Origin of the sequence: Aeromonas sp. s8 (assembly GCF_040907785.1) — a bacterium.
Classification (GTDB): domain Bacteria; phylum Pseudomonadota; class Gammaproteobacteria; order Enterobacterales; family Aeromonadaceae; genus Aeromonas; species Aeromonas veronii.
This window is the reverse complement of the sequence record NZ_JBFOCL010000016.1, coordinates 40,134-55,683: the sequence shown is the minus strand read 5'-3', so window position 1 is coordinate 55,683 and position 15,550 is coordinate 40,134. Positions and strand designations below refer to the sequence as shown.

Annotated in this window: 15 protein-coding genes and 1 tRNA gene; 1 reads left to right on the top strand and 15 read right to left on the bottom strand. The window is 61.8% G+C overall.

The window, feature by feature from the left end; genetic code table 11:
* Positions 1–195 precede the first annotated feature (195 nt).
* A complete protein-coding gene (gene hypB, locus AB5Y86_RS05745) occupies positions 196–1,050 on the bottom strand; it encodes a hydrogenase nickel incorporation protein HypB (RefSeq protein WP_368192391.1) in 855 nt (284 codons plus the stop codon).
* On the opposite strand from hypB, the gene AB5Y86_RS05740 reads away from it, so the two are divergent.
* Entirely contained in the window at positions 937–1,311 is a 375-nt protein-coding gene (locus AB5Y86_RS05740; RefSeq protein ID WP_368192390.1) for a hypothetical protein, read from the top strand. The genes hypB and AB5Y86_RS05740 overlap by 114 nt on opposite strands.
* Here AB5Y86_RS05740 and hypA read toward each other — a convergent pair.
* The 14 genes from hypA to AB5Y86_RS05670 all read right to left on the bottom strand — a co-directional run bounded on the left by hypA (position 1,289) and on the right by AB5Y86_RS05670 (position 15,549).
* Complete coding sequence (hypA, locus tag AB5Y86_RS05735) at positions 1,289–1,630, bottom strand: hydrogenase maturation nickel metallochaperone HypA (protein ID WP_005301911.1); 342 nt, start codon at positions 1,628–1,630, stop codon at positions 1,289–1,291. The genes AB5Y86_RS05740 and hypA overlap by 23 nt on opposite strands.
* Positions 1,631–1,699: 69 nt before the next feature.
* A complete protein-coding gene (gene hypE, locus AB5Y86_RS05730; RefSeq protein ID WP_368192370.1) occupies positions 1,700–2,704 on the bottom strand; it encodes a hydrogenase expression/formation protein HypE in 1,005 nt (334 codons plus the stop codon).
* Complete coding sequence (gene hypD / locus AB5Y86_RS05725; protein ID WP_368192369.1) at positions 2,701–3,819, bottom strand: hydrogenase formation protein HypD; 1,119 nt, start codon at positions 3,817–3,819, stop codon at positions 2,701–2,703. The genes hypE and hypD overlap by 4 nt, the downstream gene beginning before the upstream one ends.
* Positions 3,813–4,064: a HypC/HybG/HupF family hydrogenase formation chaperone gene (locus tag AB5Y86_RS05720; RefSeq protein WP_040065728.1), complete on the bottom strand. Its 252-nt coding sequence runs from the start codon at positions 4,062–4,064 to the stop codon at positions 3,813–3,815. Before AB5Y86_RS05720 ends, hypD begins: the two co-directional genes overlap by 7 nt.
* Positions 4,065–4,069: 5 nt before the next feature.
* Positions 4,070–6,508, bottom strand: a complete 2,439-nt coding sequence (hypF, locus tag AB5Y86_RS05715; RefSeq protein WP_368192368.1) for a carbamoyltransferase HypF — start codon at positions 6,506–6,508, stop codon at positions 4,070–4,072.
* A complete protein-coding gene (locus AB5Y86_RS05710) occupies positions 6,505–8,427 on the bottom strand; it encodes a SelB C-terminal domain-containing protein (RefSeq protein ID WP_368192367.1) in 1,923 nt (640 codons plus the stop codon). Before AB5Y86_RS05710 ends, hypF begins: the two co-directional genes overlap by 4 nt.
* Positions 8,428–8,431: 4 nt before the next feature.
* Positions 8,432–9,910 carry an L-seryl-tRNA(Sec) selenium transferase gene (gene selA / locus AB5Y86_RS05705; RefSeq protein ID WP_368192366.1) on the bottom strand — a complete coding sequence of 493 codons (1,479 nt, stop codon included), beginning with the start codon at positions 9,908–9,910 and terminating at the stop codon, positions 8,432–8,434.
* A gap of 314 nt (positions 9,911–10,224) precedes the next feature.
* Positions 10,225–10,316, bottom strand: a tRNA-Sec gene (locus tag AB5Y86_RS05700).
* Between the two features lie 213 nt (positions 10,317–10,529).
* Complete coding sequence (gene hycI / locus AB5Y86_RS05695; protein ID WP_368192365.1) at positions 10,530–11,021, bottom strand: hydrogenase maturation peptidase HycI; 492 nt, start codon at positions 11,019–11,021, stop codon at positions 10,530–10,532.
* Complete coding sequence (locus AB5Y86_RS05690; RefSeq protein WP_368192364.1) at positions 11,021–11,434, bottom strand: formate hydrogenlyase maturation HycH family protein; 414 nt, start codon at positions 11,432–11,434, stop codon at positions 11,021–11,023. The genes hycI and AB5Y86_RS05690 overlap by 1 nt, the downstream gene beginning before the upstream one ends.
* On the bottom strand, positions 11,427–12,242 hold the full coding sequence (locus AB5Y86_RS05685) for an NADH-quinone oxidoreductase subunit B family protein (RefSeq protein WP_005333324.1): 816 nt from the start codon (positions 12,240–12,242) through the stop codon (positions 11,427–11,429). The genes AB5Y86_RS05690 and AB5Y86_RS05685 overlap by 8 nt, the downstream gene beginning before the upstream one ends.
* On the bottom strand, positions 12,242–12,787 hold the full coding sequence (locus tag AB5Y86_RS05680) for a formate hydrogenlyase complex iron-sulfur subunit (RefSeq protein WP_033115866.1): 546 nt from the start codon (positions 12,785–12,787) through the stop codon (positions 12,242–12,244). The genes AB5Y86_RS05685 and AB5Y86_RS05680 overlap by 1 nt, the downstream gene beginning before the upstream one ends.
* Positions 12,788–12,796: 9 nt before the next feature.
* Positions 12,797–14,515: an NADH-quinone oxidoreductase subunit C gene (locus AB5Y86_RS05675; protein ID WP_040065714.1), complete on the bottom strand. Its 1,719-nt coding sequence runs from the start codon at positions 14,513–14,515 to the stop codon at positions 12,797–12,799.
* 80 nt (positions 14,516–14,595) lie between these two features.
* On the bottom strand, positions 14,596–15,549 hold the full coding sequence (locus AB5Y86_RS05670; protein WP_005345231.1) for a respiratory chain complex I subunit 1 family protein: 954 nt from the start codon (positions 15,547–15,549) through the stop codon (positions 14,596–14,598).
* Between the last annotated feature and the right edge of the window lies 1 nt (position 15,550).

Sequence of the window (15,550 nt, the reverse complement as noted above, 5' to 3'; positions counted from 1 at the left end):
GCGAAATGCGGCATCCACGAACCGGTTCCCTCTCCCTGGGGAGAGGGCTAGGTTGAGGGGATGTGCTTGTGCGGCGCTGGCCATTCGTACAGGCAAAACTGCTGACAAGGTTCGCAGAAAGCAGATAAAAGAGAGGGAGGCATCAGCCTCCCTCTCTTTTATCTACCGTTATCAGCGGAGTTTAACCGGTTGATTTCAAGCACTGGCCAGCCAGTTAAGCCAGGCATCCATCCCTTCACCCGTAGTGGCACTGACTTGGATTACCTGAATATAGGGGTTGACCCGTTTGGCGTTCTCGATGCAGCGGGCGACGTCAAAGCTGACGTAGGGCAGCAGATCGATCTTGTTGATCACCATCAGCTGGGCGGCGGCGAACATGTCTGGGTACTTGAGTGGCTTCTCTTCCCCCTCGGTGACGGAGAGGATCGCCACCTTGTACTTCTCGCCGAGATCGAAGCTGGCGGGGCAGACCAGATTGCCCACGTTCTCGATAAAGAGGATGCCCCCTTCATTGGCTGGCAGCTGGTGGCAGGCGTCGTGGACCATTTTGGCGTCCAGATGGCAGCCCTTGCCGGTGTTGATCTGCACGGCAGGGACGCCGGTGGCACGGATGCGATCCGCATCTCTGCTTGTCTGCTGATCCCCTTCGATCACGGCGCAGGGGCGTTTTTCGGCCAGCAGGCGCAGGGTTTCGCACAGCAAGGTGGTTTTGCCTGAACCCGGGCTAGAGACGAGATTGAGCACCAGCTGGGCCGCCTCGTCGAAGTGCTCGCGGTTGTGGGCCGCCAGCGCGTTGTTCTTGGCCAGCACATCCATCTCGATGGCGATCAGCTGGCGCTGCCCCATGCCGGGGACCGACAATCCCGCTTCCCCTTTGCCATAGTGCAGATCACCCTGCTGATGGTCATGGTCATGGTCATGGTCATGGCAGTGATCATGGGGATGCGCGTGGGAATGGCCGTGTTCATGAGAGTGGGCATGTTTATGATGATGGTCGTGGGGGTGATCATAGTGGTGCTCATGGGGGTGATCATGTCCCTCATGGCTTATGGGAGCCCGCCCCCCGTGGTAATGGTGATGAACATCCCCCTGATGGTGATAGTGGTGGTGAATGATCAGGGTGCGCGGTGCGCTCTGCTCGTGGTCATGATGGTGATGGGCGCCATGAGCATGATGATGGTCGTGCTTATGACCATGTTCATGGTGATGTTCATGTTCGTGATGATGCTCATGATCGTGCTCATGGCCGGCGATCCGCGCCTGGCCGCATCCGCATACGCTACACATATCAACTTACCTCGATGTCGGTGATGCGCAGGCTATCACCCTGCGCGACTCGTAATTTGTATCCGCCGCACTCGGGACAGGCCTGCCCGCGCTCGGTGAGGGTGACCGTCTGGTTGCAGTCGTAACACCAGGCCTCTGCTGCCTGATGCTGAAAGTGCAGCTGGGCGCCCTCGACGGCGGTGCCCTTGGCGGCGGCCTCGAAACAGAAGGCGATGGTGTCAGGGTCGACGCAGGAGAAGCTGCCGACCTCGAGCCAGAGGGCGGTCACCTTGTTAAAGCCCCGCTGGGTGGCCTGTTCGGCCGCCAGATCGATGGCAGCCATGGCCAGAGACATTTCGTGCATGGTGGCTCCTTAACCGATATGGAGAGGAGCAGTGACTCCTCCCTGTAATTGACGGAACGGCATGGCTACTCAACAGATCCGCGGCAGCAGCTCCCCTTGCGGTAGCTCCAGATAACGGCGGCTACCCCAGGGGTTGTTGAGGATCACCTTGTGACGATCGCTTGCCTGCACCACGCCGATCTGGCTGGCAGCGGGGTTGAATTGCCGCAAGATGCCCAGCGCGTCCTGCGCCTGTTCGGCAGGCAGGGCCAGCACCATGGTTCCTTCATTGGCGAGATCATGGGGTTCGAAACCGTAGAGCTCGCACAGGCCGCGCACCGGATCGCACACCGGAATGGCAGACTCCTCCAGCTCGATGGCAACGCCGGAGGCGCTGCTCCACTCATTCAGCACGGCGGCAAGGCCACCGCGGGTGGCATCGCGCAGGGCGTGAGGAGTAATGCCCGCCTGCAGCAGCGCTTCTACCTGCGGCCAGAGGGTGGTGCAGTCGCTTTTCAGATCAGATCCCAGTTGCAGGGCATCACGGGCCATCAGGATGCAGGCGCCGTGGCTGCCGATATCCCGTGATACCAGAATGGCATCACCGGCCTTGAGGCTCCGCACCGAGATGCCCCGGCTCTGCTCAGGCAGCGGGAAGGTGCCGACCCCGCTGGTGTTGATAAAGATCTTGTCGGCTGCCCCCTTGGGCACCACTTTGGTGTCGCCGCAGACGATACGGGCGCCGCTTTTGGCAAGCTCAGCCGCCATCGACTCGACGATGCGGGCCAGATCGGCGTATGGGAAGCCCTCCTCGATGATAAAGCTGCAGCTCAGATACTCTGGCTTGGCCCCCATCATGGCGAGATCGTTGACCGTGCCGGCGATGGCCAGTTTGCCGATATCGCCCCCCTCGAAGAAGAGCGGTGAGACGGTAAAGCTGTCGGTGGTGAAGGCAACGGGGCCCTCTACCGGCAACAGGGCGGCATCTTCACCGCGCAGCAGGATCTCGTTACCAAAGTGGCGAAAGAAGAGCTGGTCGATCAGCTGGTTCATCTCGACACCGCCGCCGCCGTGGCTAAGTTGGATTTCTCTCATCGTTCCTGGATCCCCATATATCGGTAGTAGGCATTGCAGGCCCCCTCGGAGCTGACCATGCAGCTGCCCATGGGCTGGGTCGGGGTGCAGCCCCGGCCAAAGACTTTGCACTGGTTCGGCTTGGCCAGGCCGCGCAGGATATCGGCGCACTGGCACGCCTTGTGGTCATCGATAGGGGTCTGATTGAGCGCGAAGTGACGCTCTGCATCGCGCTTGGCAAAGGCATCGCGCAGGCGCAGGGCGGAGGCGTTGATATCCCCCAGACCTCGCCAGCGAAAGTGCTCGCGGGTCTCGAAAAAGCGCTCGACCAGCCGCTGGGCGGCTTTATTGCCGCTGGCGGTGACGGCGCGGCTGTACTGCACCTCCAGCGCGTAGCGACCCTCCACCTTCTGGCGCACCATCATCAAGAGCGCCTCCATCACATCCACTGGCTCGAAGCCGCTCACCACCACCGGTACCTGATAGCGATCGACGATGGGCAGGTAGATATCGGCGCCGGTGATGACGCTGACGTGAGAAGGACCGATAAAGGCGTTCACCTTGGCCACTCCATCGGCCATCACCGCATGAATGGCGGGGGGCACCAGCACATGGTTGATATGAAACAGCAGATTCTCAATCTCCTCAGCTTCAGCGGCAGCCAGCAAGGCGGCTGTCATGGGGGTGGAGGTCTCGAAACCGATGGCGAAGAAGACCACGATTTTGTCCGGGTTCTCACGGGCGATACGCAGGGCGTCGAGGGGGTCATAGACCGGGCGAATATCGCTCCCCTTGGCCCGCTGCTGGGCCAGCGTGCCCTTGGAGCCCGGCACCCGGATCATGTCCCCCAGGGTGACCAGAATGACATTCGGTTGACTCGCCAGCTCGATGGCCTGATCGATGCGCTCTTTTGGCATGATGCAGACCGGGCAGCCGGGGCCGTGAACGAACTCGATGCTGGCCGGCAGCAACTGGTGCAGGCCGTACTTCATGATGGTGTGGGTATGGCCACCGCACACCTCCATCACCCGCAGTGGCTCGGGCAGATCTTTGGCCAGTTCATTGATTTGGGCGGCGAGGGCGCGGATCACCTCGGGCTGACGAAAGCCCTGAAAGAGATCATTGAGGGTCAGCATGGCAAAATATCCTGCTTGGGCATCAGGGCCACCATCTGGCGGAAGCTCTCGAGGCTGGCCTGCGCCTCCTCTTCATCAATCTTGCTCATCACAAAGCCGATATGGAGCAGCACATAGTCCCCCACCTGGAGAGGCTCTTCGAGCAGCATGCAGCTGACGCGCCGCTGCACCCCCAGGGTGTCGACGGTGACGCAGTTATCTTCGGGGTGCAGCTGCACCACCTGAGAGGGGATGGATAGACACATGGATTTCAGGACTCCGACAAGATGGCACCACCGATTGTGTCGGGCTGGTGCGTGGCAAGATGGTGGATGGCAAACCAGAGCTGACCGGCGGCGATGCCGCCGTCATTGAGCGGCAGGGTGTCGCTGGTCAATACCTGCCGACCGGCGGCTTCGAGAGCGGGCACCAGCTGGTCCATCAGCACCCGGTTTTGAAAGACGCCGCCCCCCAGCGCCACCGGATAGTCGGGGAAGCGCTCGGCAAGGGCGATAACCAGATTGCTGATGGCACGGATAAAACCGGCGGCCAGGCTGGCGGTGGCGGTGCCTTGGCGCAGCTCGTTGACAAGGGTATTGATGAGCTCTGCCCACTCGATATGCAGTGGCCCTTCCGCTGATTGGCTGAGCTCAAAGGCGAGGTGAAAGGGCTGTTCATCGGGGGTGAGCTGCAAGGCGGCTGCCTCCAGCAGGAGCCCGGCTTCGCCCTCGTAATCGGGGGTGTCGATCACTCCCAAGATCGCTGCCACCGCATCGAACAGTCGACCGATGGAACTGGTGTAGGGGGCGTTGCGACCGAGATGCCAGAGCTGGTGCAGGTTGCTGATCCGCTTAAGGGGCAGTTGCTTGATCAACGGAATATCGAGGGCACTGATCTGCTCAGGGCTGTGCGATTCAAACAGCAGCCCCAGCAGCTGACGTACCGGCTCGCGAATGGCCGCCTCGCCGCCGATCAGCTTGAAGGGGGCAAGGTGGGCAACCCGCTCAAATCCCTTAACGTCTGCGATCAGCAGCTCGCCGCCCCAGAGGGTGCCGTCATCGCCAAGGCCGGTGCCATCGAAGGCAACACCCAGCACAGGGCCTGTGATGTTGTGCTCGGCCATCACCCCCAGCAGGTGGGCGTGATGGTGCTGCACCTCGAGATGGGTTGCATTGTGATCGCGGCAATAGCCCTTGGCCCACTGGTGGCTGAGGTAGCCGGGGTGGCGATCCGACACCAGCAGTTCGGGTGTGAGATCGTAGAGATCGCGAAAGGTCGCCAGGGTCTGCTCGAAGTGCTCCTGCATCGGCAGGCTGTGCAGATCGCCGATATAGGGGCTGTAGATGCGCTGGCGGCCGAAGGCGAGCGCCAGCTGGTTCTTCTGCTGCGCGCCGACTGCCAATAGCGGCACCCTGACCGCCTCTTGCAGGCTGGGGGTGCAGGGGGCATAGCCCCGGGCCAGCCGCAACGTCTGGCGCCGCCCGCCTGCCCACTGCACCAGACTGTCGTCGCACGGGTGCAGGATGGGGCGGTTGTGATCCAGGATGCCGTCAATCTCGCCCCCGAGTTCCCTGACCAGCGCCTCGCACTCGATATGGATCGGACTGCCGCGACCATTGGCGCTGGTGGCCACCAGCGGCATGGCGCAGGCGTCCAGCAGCAGATGATGGAGCGGGGTATAGGGGAGCATGACCCCAAGGTAGGGAATGCCGGGGGCGATCCCCTCGGCCAGCGGCGCGGCTGACTGTCCAGATTCTGAGTGCCGATCATCGTTAATGCGCTTGCGCAGCAAGGTGATGGGTCTGGCCTGAGAGGCGAGCAGTGTCCACTCTGCCTCGCTGCCGGTGACATGCAGTTTGGCCTCGGCAAGGGAGCCCATCATCACCGCCAGCGGCTTGCGTGCGCGCCGCTTGAGCGTTCGCAATCTCGCAACACTCTGTTCATTGCGGGCATCACACATCAGGTGATAACCCCCCATCCCCTTGACCGCGATAAGCGCACCCGCTTGCAAGGCTCGGGCGGCTGTGTGCAGGGCATCCTCGCGCTCGGCCAAGGCATCGCCACGGCCATTTCGCCAGCTGAGATGCGGCCCGCACTCGGGGCAGCTCACCGGCTGGGCGTGGTAGCGTCTGTCCAGCGGGTTTTCATAGGCTGCCGCGCAGCGCGGGCACATGGCAAAGCCCGCCATGGCAGTGTGGGGGCGGTCGTAGGGGAGGCGGCGAATAATGGTGTAGCGCGGGCCGCAGTGGGTGCAGTTGGTAAAGGGGTAGTGGTGATGGCGATCGCTTGGATTGGCCACGTCCGTGGCGCATGCCTCGCACATTCCCTGATCCGGCGAGATGGCGACCGTGGCAGAGCTCTGCTGCTGGCTCGCTTTAATTCGAAACTGGCTATGAAATTGGCCATCGAAGTCGGGATCATGAGCGAGGGGCAGTTCTCGCTCGCTGAAGTGATCGATACGGCTAAGTGGCGGCGCCAGTTCCCGCAGTTCGCGGGCAAAGCTGGCCAGCTGCTCGGGCGATCCTTCGGCGCCGATGGTGACGCCATTGGCATCGTTCAACACATAGCCGGCAAGGCCGTGGCGCAGCGCCAGCCCATAGACGAAGGGGCGAAAGCCGACCCCCTGTACGATGCCGTCGATATGAAATTCGCGGCGCAGCCGGTTGGCCACAGGATTGGCAGAGCCAGAGGGGGCGATGGTGGCGCTCATGCCGGCTCCATCTCATCTTGACTGGCTGGGAGACGCAGCACCCGACGCTCGTTCTCCTCGCGCCGCACCCAGCCATCCATCTCCATGCGCAGGCAGAACGGAATGGCGTATTTGCGCGACAAGCCGGTGATCTCCTTGAGGGATGCCATGTCGATCAGATCTCCCACCTGCTGGCCCGCCAGCACTTCGGCGACCATCTGGTTGTAAAGCTCGGCGTCGTAGTAGATGGGGCCATCGAGCTGCACCAGATACTTGAGTCGCGCCAGATTGCGCAGCTGCTTTTGCAACGCGCCTTTTTGCAGCAAGCCCTGCTGCAGGGCCGCGGGCAGCTGGCGGGTGATAAAGGGATCCAGCTCCACGCCGCCGGGGCCAAGTTTACCGGGCTCGTAACCCTCCTTGCCTTGATCTCGCACCACTTTGAGTACCAGCTGCGCCTCTTCCCCCAGATCATCTTCCGACTCGCCGCTGCCCTGCTGCCACTTGTCATGGTGCAGGCGAACAAGCTGCTCGCTCTTGAGCTGCTGGAGCAGGGCCTGAGTGACCGGCAGGGCGATGCCAAAGCGGGTCGCCAGCTCGGCGGCACTGAGCGGTTCGCTGGCCAGCGTGGTGAGCAGCTGATCGCGGCTCTGGGCCAGCCAGTGGTTGTCCAACAGCCATTCACCGAGGGGGGTGACCAGCTCGGGCTGCTGGTCAAAGCGGCTGGCCCGCACATAACCATTGAGCCCCAGTTGCAGGGTGGCCGGGTTGTAGTGCTCCAAGTCATCAGGCAGCTCACCTAGCAGGGTGTGCAGCGCCTTGCGTCTGGCGGGATGGATGTCGCCGCACCAGACGATACGGGCGCCGTGCAGCAGTTCGCTGCTGCCGTGGCGAATGATGGCAAGCGGCTGGCCGAAGAAGCAGGGGATGGGGCTGGTAAAGATCAGCCGTACCAGCCGGGTATCCTTGATGGGAACAAAACGGGCCCGGCCATGCCAGCTGCCAAGGGCGACTTCGACCTCCTTGTTGTGCAGAGAGGGGCGTAGCGCCTTGTCGCTCAGGCTCTCGGCGTTGAGTCGCACGATAAGATGGGTTACCGCCTCGCACTGGCCGACAGTGCTGGTGAGGCAGTGGCCGCGAGCCACCTCCTTGTGGGGCACTTTTTTAAGGCCCACTGCCACCCGGCAGACGGCGCCGATCTCGTCGACGCTCTGGTGATAGGCCTGCAGGGAGCGCACCTGCACTTCCCGATCGGCAGGGTAGAGGCGCAGCTTGTCCCCCACCTTGAGGCTGCCCTGTTGCAGGGTGCCGGTAAGCACGGTACCGGTGCCGTTGGCGGTAAAGACACGATCAACATAGAGGCGCGGCGGCGCCTCTTCACGAGAGCGGCGCGGGGCGGCCTGTTCGCGGGGGGCATGATGTTCGGCCATATCCCCCAGCTGGCGCACGATGGCTGCGTGCAGGGCAGCCATATTGGCGCCGGTTTTGGCGCTGACGCTGACGATATCGGGCACCATGCCGCTCTCGTCCATCACCCGCTCCAGCAGGCTCTCCTCCAACAGCAAAAGCTCGTCAGGGGAGACCAGATCGCACTTGTTGATGCAGACCAAGAGGCGCGGCACCCCCATCGCCTTGAGCAGGCGCAGGTGATCGCCGGTCATCGGCATCCACCCCTCGTCGGCGGCAATCACCAGCAGCACCAGATCCAGACTCCAGAGCCCCGCCACCATATTGCGGATATAGCGCTCGTGGCCGGGCACGTCGATGACGCCTATGGTGTTGCCCTGACCGTCGTCGAAGTGGGCAAAGCCGAGATCCTGAGTCATGCCGATGGCCTGCTCGTGGGCACGGGCGGTGGTGATGCCGGTGAGGGCCTTGATCAGCAGGGTCTTGCCGTGATCCACGTGGCCGGCAAGACCGATAACGGCGCGATAGGGGGTCATGGGATCAGGGCTCCTCGGTCGCATTTGTTGCATTGAACGGGGCGGGGAGAAGCAACGCCTTGAGTTGGGCGATCAGCAGTTCCATCTCCGCTGGCAGCAGGGTCGCCATATTGAGCAGCACCTTCTGCTGGCGCACGGTGGCGATGACAGGGACGGGCAGTTCGCGCAAATCATCGAGCAACTGCTGGGCCGGGCGTGGGTCGGTGCACTCCAGCGCAGGGGCCGGATAAAACTCGTCCGGCAAGGTGCCGCCACCCACCACCAGCTGGGCGGGGACCGGCACAAAGTAGCCGGGCAGGGCGGCCATCAGCTGGTCGGCTCTCGCCTGCATGGCGGCCGGGTTGCTCAAGGTGCGCTGGGCAATCCCTTCGCCGATGGGGGACTTGTTGAGCTTGTGAATGAGCAGGCGTTCGAGCAGGGAGTAGACGATGCGGCTCGGGCGGAAGGTGCGCATCATGGGGTGTTTTTCCAGCCGCTTGATAAGGTCGCTGCGGCCACTGATGATGCCCGATTGCGGGCCACCCAGCAGCTTGTCGCCTGAGTAGCAGACCAGATCCGCCCCCGCCTTGATGTACTGGCGCACCGAGGTTTCATCCGGTGCAAACTCTTCGCTGGTCAAGCCCGACCCCTGATCCACCGCCAGCACTACGTGCTCGGGCAGGGCGCGGGCCACCTCGCCGATATCGGGGGACTCGGTAAAGCCGCGAATGGCGAAATTGGATCTGTGCACCATCAGCACCAGCGCGGTCTGATCGGTGATGGCATCGAGGTAATCTTTGGCGGTAGTGATATTGGTAGTGCCCACCTCCACCAGTTTGGCGCCGGAGAGCGCCAGAATATCGGGAATGCGAAAGCCGCCGCCAATCTGGATCTGCTCGCCGCGGGAGACGATCACCTCGCGCCCCTTGGCCATCTCCTGCAGCAGCAAAAAGAGCGAAGCGGCGTTGTTGTTGACCACCAGCGAATCCTCGGCCTGGGTGAGGCAACGGAGCAGGGGAGCGATCAGCCCCTTGCGCCCGCCGCGCTTGCCGGTGGCGAGATCCAGCTCAAGATTGTTGTAGCCGGTGTTGAGGTCGCGCACCTCGTCCCACAGTTCGCTACAGAGCGGCGAACGCCCCAGATTGGTATGCACCAGGGTGCCGGTGGCGTTGATCACCCGGGTTTGACGCTGGCGCAACTGCTGTTGGCAGCGTTTGGCAATCAGCGCCTCGATCTGTTCGGGGGCTACGCCATGCTGGCGAAAATCTTCGCTCTGGCGCAGCTCGCTCAGGGTGTCGCGCACCGCCTGAGTCACCAGTGGGCGGCTCAGTGCCTCGATAAACCCGGTGAGAAAGGGTTGCTGCAGCAGTTGCTCCACTTGGGGCAAACGGCGCGTTTGTTGCTGGCTGGGCTGTTGCTGTGAATCTGGCAGTGAATCGTCGGCAGCCTGACCTGATGCGGGCTGGCGGTGGGTGATGGCTGGCGCGTGAGACGGGTTCGGCATGGGATTACCAGTGCAGTGCGTGGGTTCGGGATGCGCACCGGTTTGCCGATAGAGAGGCCGAGCTGACGGGTTATGGCACTGCTGGCGATTTGCGGATGAGTGCAAACTGGGTGCATCAATGAGCGGGTATAAATTCATACTTCATCGATGCTGATAAATTAATTTTTGGCCAGCGAGATAACCTGAGTTCGGATTATATTGGCAAGCGGCAAGCACCTTTTTTAAGGTATTACTTCAAACATATTGAACAAACAATGGAAATAACATCCAGGCCGAAAAATTCAGCGAGAGAGTATTTGTTCAATAGATAAATTTGGCGGAAGAGGCAGGAATCGAACCTGCCAAAGCCTTCTCGGCTCACATCGGTTTTGAAGACCGAGGAGGCCACCAGACCCCATCAACTTCCGTAACGGCCGCCATTTTGTGGCAAATTTCTGTGACTGGCAACGCTTTTTTTGTCATTAAAAAGCGATGCTTAGCAATTTTTTTGAAAAATCCAAAGAACCTTGTTCCATATCAACTTCAGCACAATTAGCCCGATGTTTTTAATTGGCATCGGGCTATGGAAATATGGCCGAGATCGTTAATTAATAACTGTAATTAACAACTCTGTGAATTGTCACCGCTCGGTGTTGGCAATATTCCACCGGTTCAGATGTTCTATTAACAAGCTGGTATCCCTGGCGGCATCAAGATGCTGATAAAGATAATCCATGGCCTCGCTCACCATCTCGGTCATCGGGAAGGAGAACGCTACTATGGCCGGTTGTACCCCGACAAAGATCACCTCGGGGACAAAGGTCTTGAGCTCGTCGATCAGGAAATTGAGCGGCATATTGTGGGTCGAGAAGATAAACATCTCGGCGATGGTCTCGGGGGGGATCACCTGCAGGGTTCCCGCCTTCTCGCCGATCTCGGCGGCATCCACCAGCACCACCCGCTCAGGTTGCAGCTCCCGCACCTTGTAGACCACATTTTCCGGCGCGATGCCGCCGTCGATATGGACCCAGCCGGGCAGGGGGGCGGCTTGCAGTTTGTCGGCAAGATAGGGGCCGGCACCATCGTCCCCCATCATGGCATTGCCCACGGTCAACACGAGATTGCAGCCCATCAGCGGCTCCTTACCATCAGGTACATATGGGGGTCGTTAAAGAGGGCGGTGAGCTGATCCATAAAGGTGTTGGTCCAGCCCAGCTCCTGCTTATCGAGCAGATTGTCGGCTTTGCGCAGCCGGTCGAAGGCGCAGGCCAGCATATGGCAGTGCTCGCGATAGATGGTGATCTCGCCAAAGGTGAGAAACCCCTCCATCTTGCGGCGCGCTTCACTCCCCTCTGGCAGCTTGGCTACCCAGTCGCGATAACCGGTCAGCGAGCAGACCAGGTCTGCTCGCAGGCAATCGACGATGCCGAGGTGGTGGCCGATGGCGAGGCTGTAGTACATCACCTCTTTGGCCTCTTCCGGCACGTCGAACTGCTCGTCGACGAACTTGCGCGAGAGTCGATAGAAGAAAACCTCGTCAGCCATGCACTGCCTCTCCCTTGCCGGCTGCCCGGTTGAGGCAGGCATTTGCGAGGTTGTTGACGATCTCCGAGAGGCGCGGATCGTCGTGCTGATCGAGGTAGCTCTGGATGCGCAGATCCACATCCTGCTGGGTCGCCCCTTCGAGCAGGGCCATAAACTCGTCGGCGATGATCCGCCCCTGCCGATAACCGGCCATGCGGCGCGCTTCGCGCTCGATCATCACCCGGATTTCATTGGGGATGCCGGTGTGGCGCAGCTCGACCCGCTCACCCGGTTGCACCTCGTGGCTGGTGGCTTTGAGTTTCTGTTCCAGCAGACCGAGCGCCACGGCAAAGCCATAAATGGTAGCCGCCGGTGTCGGAGGGCAGCCCGGGATATAGACATCCACCGGCACGATCTTGTCGGTGCCGCCCCAGACGCAGTAGAGGTCGTGGAAGATGCCGCCGTCACAGCCGCAGGCGCCGTAGGCGATGCAGATCTTGGGATCGGGCGCCGCCTCGTAGGCGCGCAGGGCCGGTACCCGCATCGCCCGGGTCACTGCGCCGGTAAAGAGCAGGATGTCGGCGTGGCGGGGGGAGGCAACCACCTTGATGCCGAAACGCTCGGCATCGAACAGCGGGGTGATGGTAGCGAAGATCTCGATCTCGCAGGCGTTGCAGCCGCCGCAATCGACCCGGTAGACATAGGCCGAGCGGCGAATGTCCTTGAGCAGGGTCTTCTTGAGTTTGGTGATCTCGGGATCCTGTGCCAGCGGCACGGCGCGGGTATGGGCATGGCCGACAACCGGTTCTATGCCTTTGATCTTGCTCATCACATCCACTCCTGTTGTGTGGCTATCGGTGTGATCAGGGCCGAGTCAGGCTGGCTCAGCATGCTCTGTTTTCGTTTGCAGTCGGGGCAGTGGTGCAGTCGCTCCGGGGTGGCCAGCGGTGTGCCCGCCTGCTTGAGGGTGTCCTCCACCAGCGCCACCAGCTTGCTCGGGGCAAAGTAGGTGCCGCACAGGGTGCAGGGGGCCAGCGCGAAGCGGGCTTCCTCATAGAGATCCGCCTTGTTGGTCACCGCCAGCTCGAACTCGGGTGAGAGCGCGATGGCGCGGGTCGGGCAGACCTCCTCGCAGCGGCCGCAGAAGATGCAGCGCGCCATGGAGATCTCCCAGCGCCGTTCGCCGGTCTCCATGTCCACTTCCATCACCAGCGCATTGGCCGGGCAGGCCTTGGTGCAGGCGGCGCAGGCGATGCACTGATCCGCCTGATATTTCGGTTTGCCGCGAAAATCCCGGTTCACCTCGTAAGGGGCGAAGGGGTACTTGGCGGTCGGGGTGCCAGCCTTGAGGATGGTCTTGAACAGCTTGATCATGATGACCCCTTATTTCAGCGGAGAGTTTTTGCGATCGATGCCGTAGCGCTCGATCTCCTTGTAGGAGACCACGGTGGATTTGCCCTTCTTGGGGTCGACCAGGGTGACCCGGTCGGTACAGGAGTAGCAGGGATCCAGACTGCCGATGATGAGCGGCGCATCCGCTACGGTATTGCCGCGCAGCATGTAGCGCAGGGCGGGCCAGTTGGCGTAGGTGGCGGCGCGGCAGCGCCAGCGGAACAGCTTCTGGTTGTCTCCGGTCATGCTCCAGTGGACGTTCTCGCCGCGGGGCGCCTCGGTAAAGCCCAGCGCAAATTTGCCCGGCTGGTAGGTGAACCCTTCGGTCAAAAGCGGCCCTTCCGGCAGGTGCTCAAGACCAAACTCAATCATGTCGAGGGAGTCGTAGAGCTCGTGGATGCGCACCAGCACCCGGGACTGCACATCGCAACCCGCCTTGGTCTGGATCTCCATCGGCAGCTCGCGGTAGCCGGCAAAGTCGTGGACCCGGCGCACGTCGCGCTTGAAGCCGCTCGCCCGCACCATGGGGCCGACGCAGCTGAAATCGCGGGCAATCTGTGGCTCGAGCTTGCCGATACCGATGAGGCGGGAGGAGATGTTGGCGGTGTCCAGAAGCATGGCCACCAGGGGTTTGAGCTCATCACGCAGCTCCCGTACCAGCTGGGCACCCTTGATGCGATCTTCCTTGAAGATGTCACGGCGTACCCCGCCAATCAGGTTGAGGCCGTAGGTCTTGCGCGCACCGGTCAGCAGCTCGGCTAGGGTCATGGATTTTTCCCGCACTCGGAAGAACTGCATAAAGCCGGTGTCGAAACCGGTGAAGTGGCTCGACAGGCCGATGTTGAGGATATGGCTGTGCAGGCGCTCCACTTCCAGCAGCACGGCGCGGATCATCTTGGCCCGCTCTGGCACCGGAATACCCATGGCGTTTTCTACCGAGGTGGTGTAGGCGACGCTGTGGGTAAAACCGCAGATGCCGCAGACCCGGTCGGTCAGGAAGGCCACTTCGTTGTAGCCCATGCGGGTTTCCGCCAGCTTCTCCATGCCGCGATGGACATAGAAGAGGCGGTAGTCGGCATCGATGATGTCTTCACCATCGACGAACAGACGAAAGTGCCCCGGCTCGTCCGAGGTGATGTGCAGCGGGCCGACCGGCACGATGCGGTTGGCATCACTGCCTAGTTCGTTGACGAAGGGGTAGGTCTCGGTGTCAGTGGTGGGCATCGGGCGCTGGCGGTAATCCATGGCGTCCTTGCGCAGGGGGTGGATATCCTCCGGCCAGTCATCCGGCAGTACCAGACGGCGTTCGTCCGGCAGGCCGATGGCGCGCAGGCCGTACATATCGCGGATCTCCCGCTCGCCCCATACCGCCGCCGGAATGGTCGGGGTGATGGAGGGGTACTCCTGGGTATCGGCATCCACCAGCACCTTGACGGTGATCCAGCACTTGGTGTCGCCCTCCATGGAGAAGACGTGGTAGACGGCGAAGTGGCCGTTGAGGCTGCGCTCGTCATTGGCAAAGGAGAGCGGAAGCCAGCCCCCCAGCTGATGGAAGATCAGGCTGGCCGTCTCGACCAGACTGGTGGGCTTGACGGTAATGGTAGCCTGATCGGCGGTTTGCCACTCCTCGTCGACGATGGCGTGGGGCAGTTGTGCTCGCACCTGCTGGATATAGTCGCAGCCGATGCGATCCGAAATGGCGATGGTCATGCAGTTCTCACTTTAATATTCGGGAATGAGCATTCGGTAAAGGTGAAATCGGAAAAAGTCGCTGTGCTGGCGGGCATGGTTCAGATCCCGACCAGATAGGCGAGCAGCGCCAGCAGGGCCAGCCCCAAGCCGTAGCGGGTGAGCTTGTGGGTGCGCACGAACTGGGTACGGGCCATGGCGTTTTCGATGATGCCAGCCAGTAAAAAGGCCACCAGCAGCTTACAGGCGAGGATCAGCGCCGCGCCGATGAGCGCAGGCAGACTCCAGTTGGCCGCCTTGCCGAAGGGGAGGAAAATCACCAGAAAGAGCTGCACCACCACCAGTTGCTTGAGGCCGATGGAGAGCTTGAGCAGGGCCAGCCCCGCACCGGAATACTCGGTAAGCGGCCCCTCCTGCAGCTCCTGCTCGGCTTCGGCGCAGTCAAAGGGCAGCTTGCCCATCTCGACAAACACCGCGAAGGCGCAGGCGGCGCCGGCCAACAGGGTGGCGATGGGGGCGGCCAGTGGCTGGGTCGCCACATAGCTGCTGATGTTGCCCAGATCCGAGCTGCCCACCATCATCGCCATGATGAAGCAGGCGAGCACCAGAATGGGCTCCACCAGAATGCCGAGGGTCAGTTCGCGGCGGGCACCGATCCCTGCAAACATGCTGCCGCTGTCGAGCCCCGAGAGGGAGAAGAAGAAGCGGAAGATGGCGAACAGATAGATATCGGTGATGAGATCCCCGGCGATGGGGAAGGGAGATTCGTGAGTCAGGGTCGGCAGCGCCATCCCCACCAGCAAGAGGGCGGCGATGAGCAGCGCAGGCATCAGGTTGAAGATGATGCCGGCAGGCTCGGGGGTTACCTCCTGACGGCGCAGGAGCTTGGCGATATCCCGGTAATCCTGCAGCAGGCCCGGCCCCTGACGGGAGTGCATCTTGGCCCGCAGCACCCGGTTGAAACCGGTGGCGAGCGGCGCCAGCGCCAGCATGGCGATGGCCTGGGTCAGGGCGAGGGCAACCATGCCCCAGCTCGGCATTTCAAGAACAGGCATA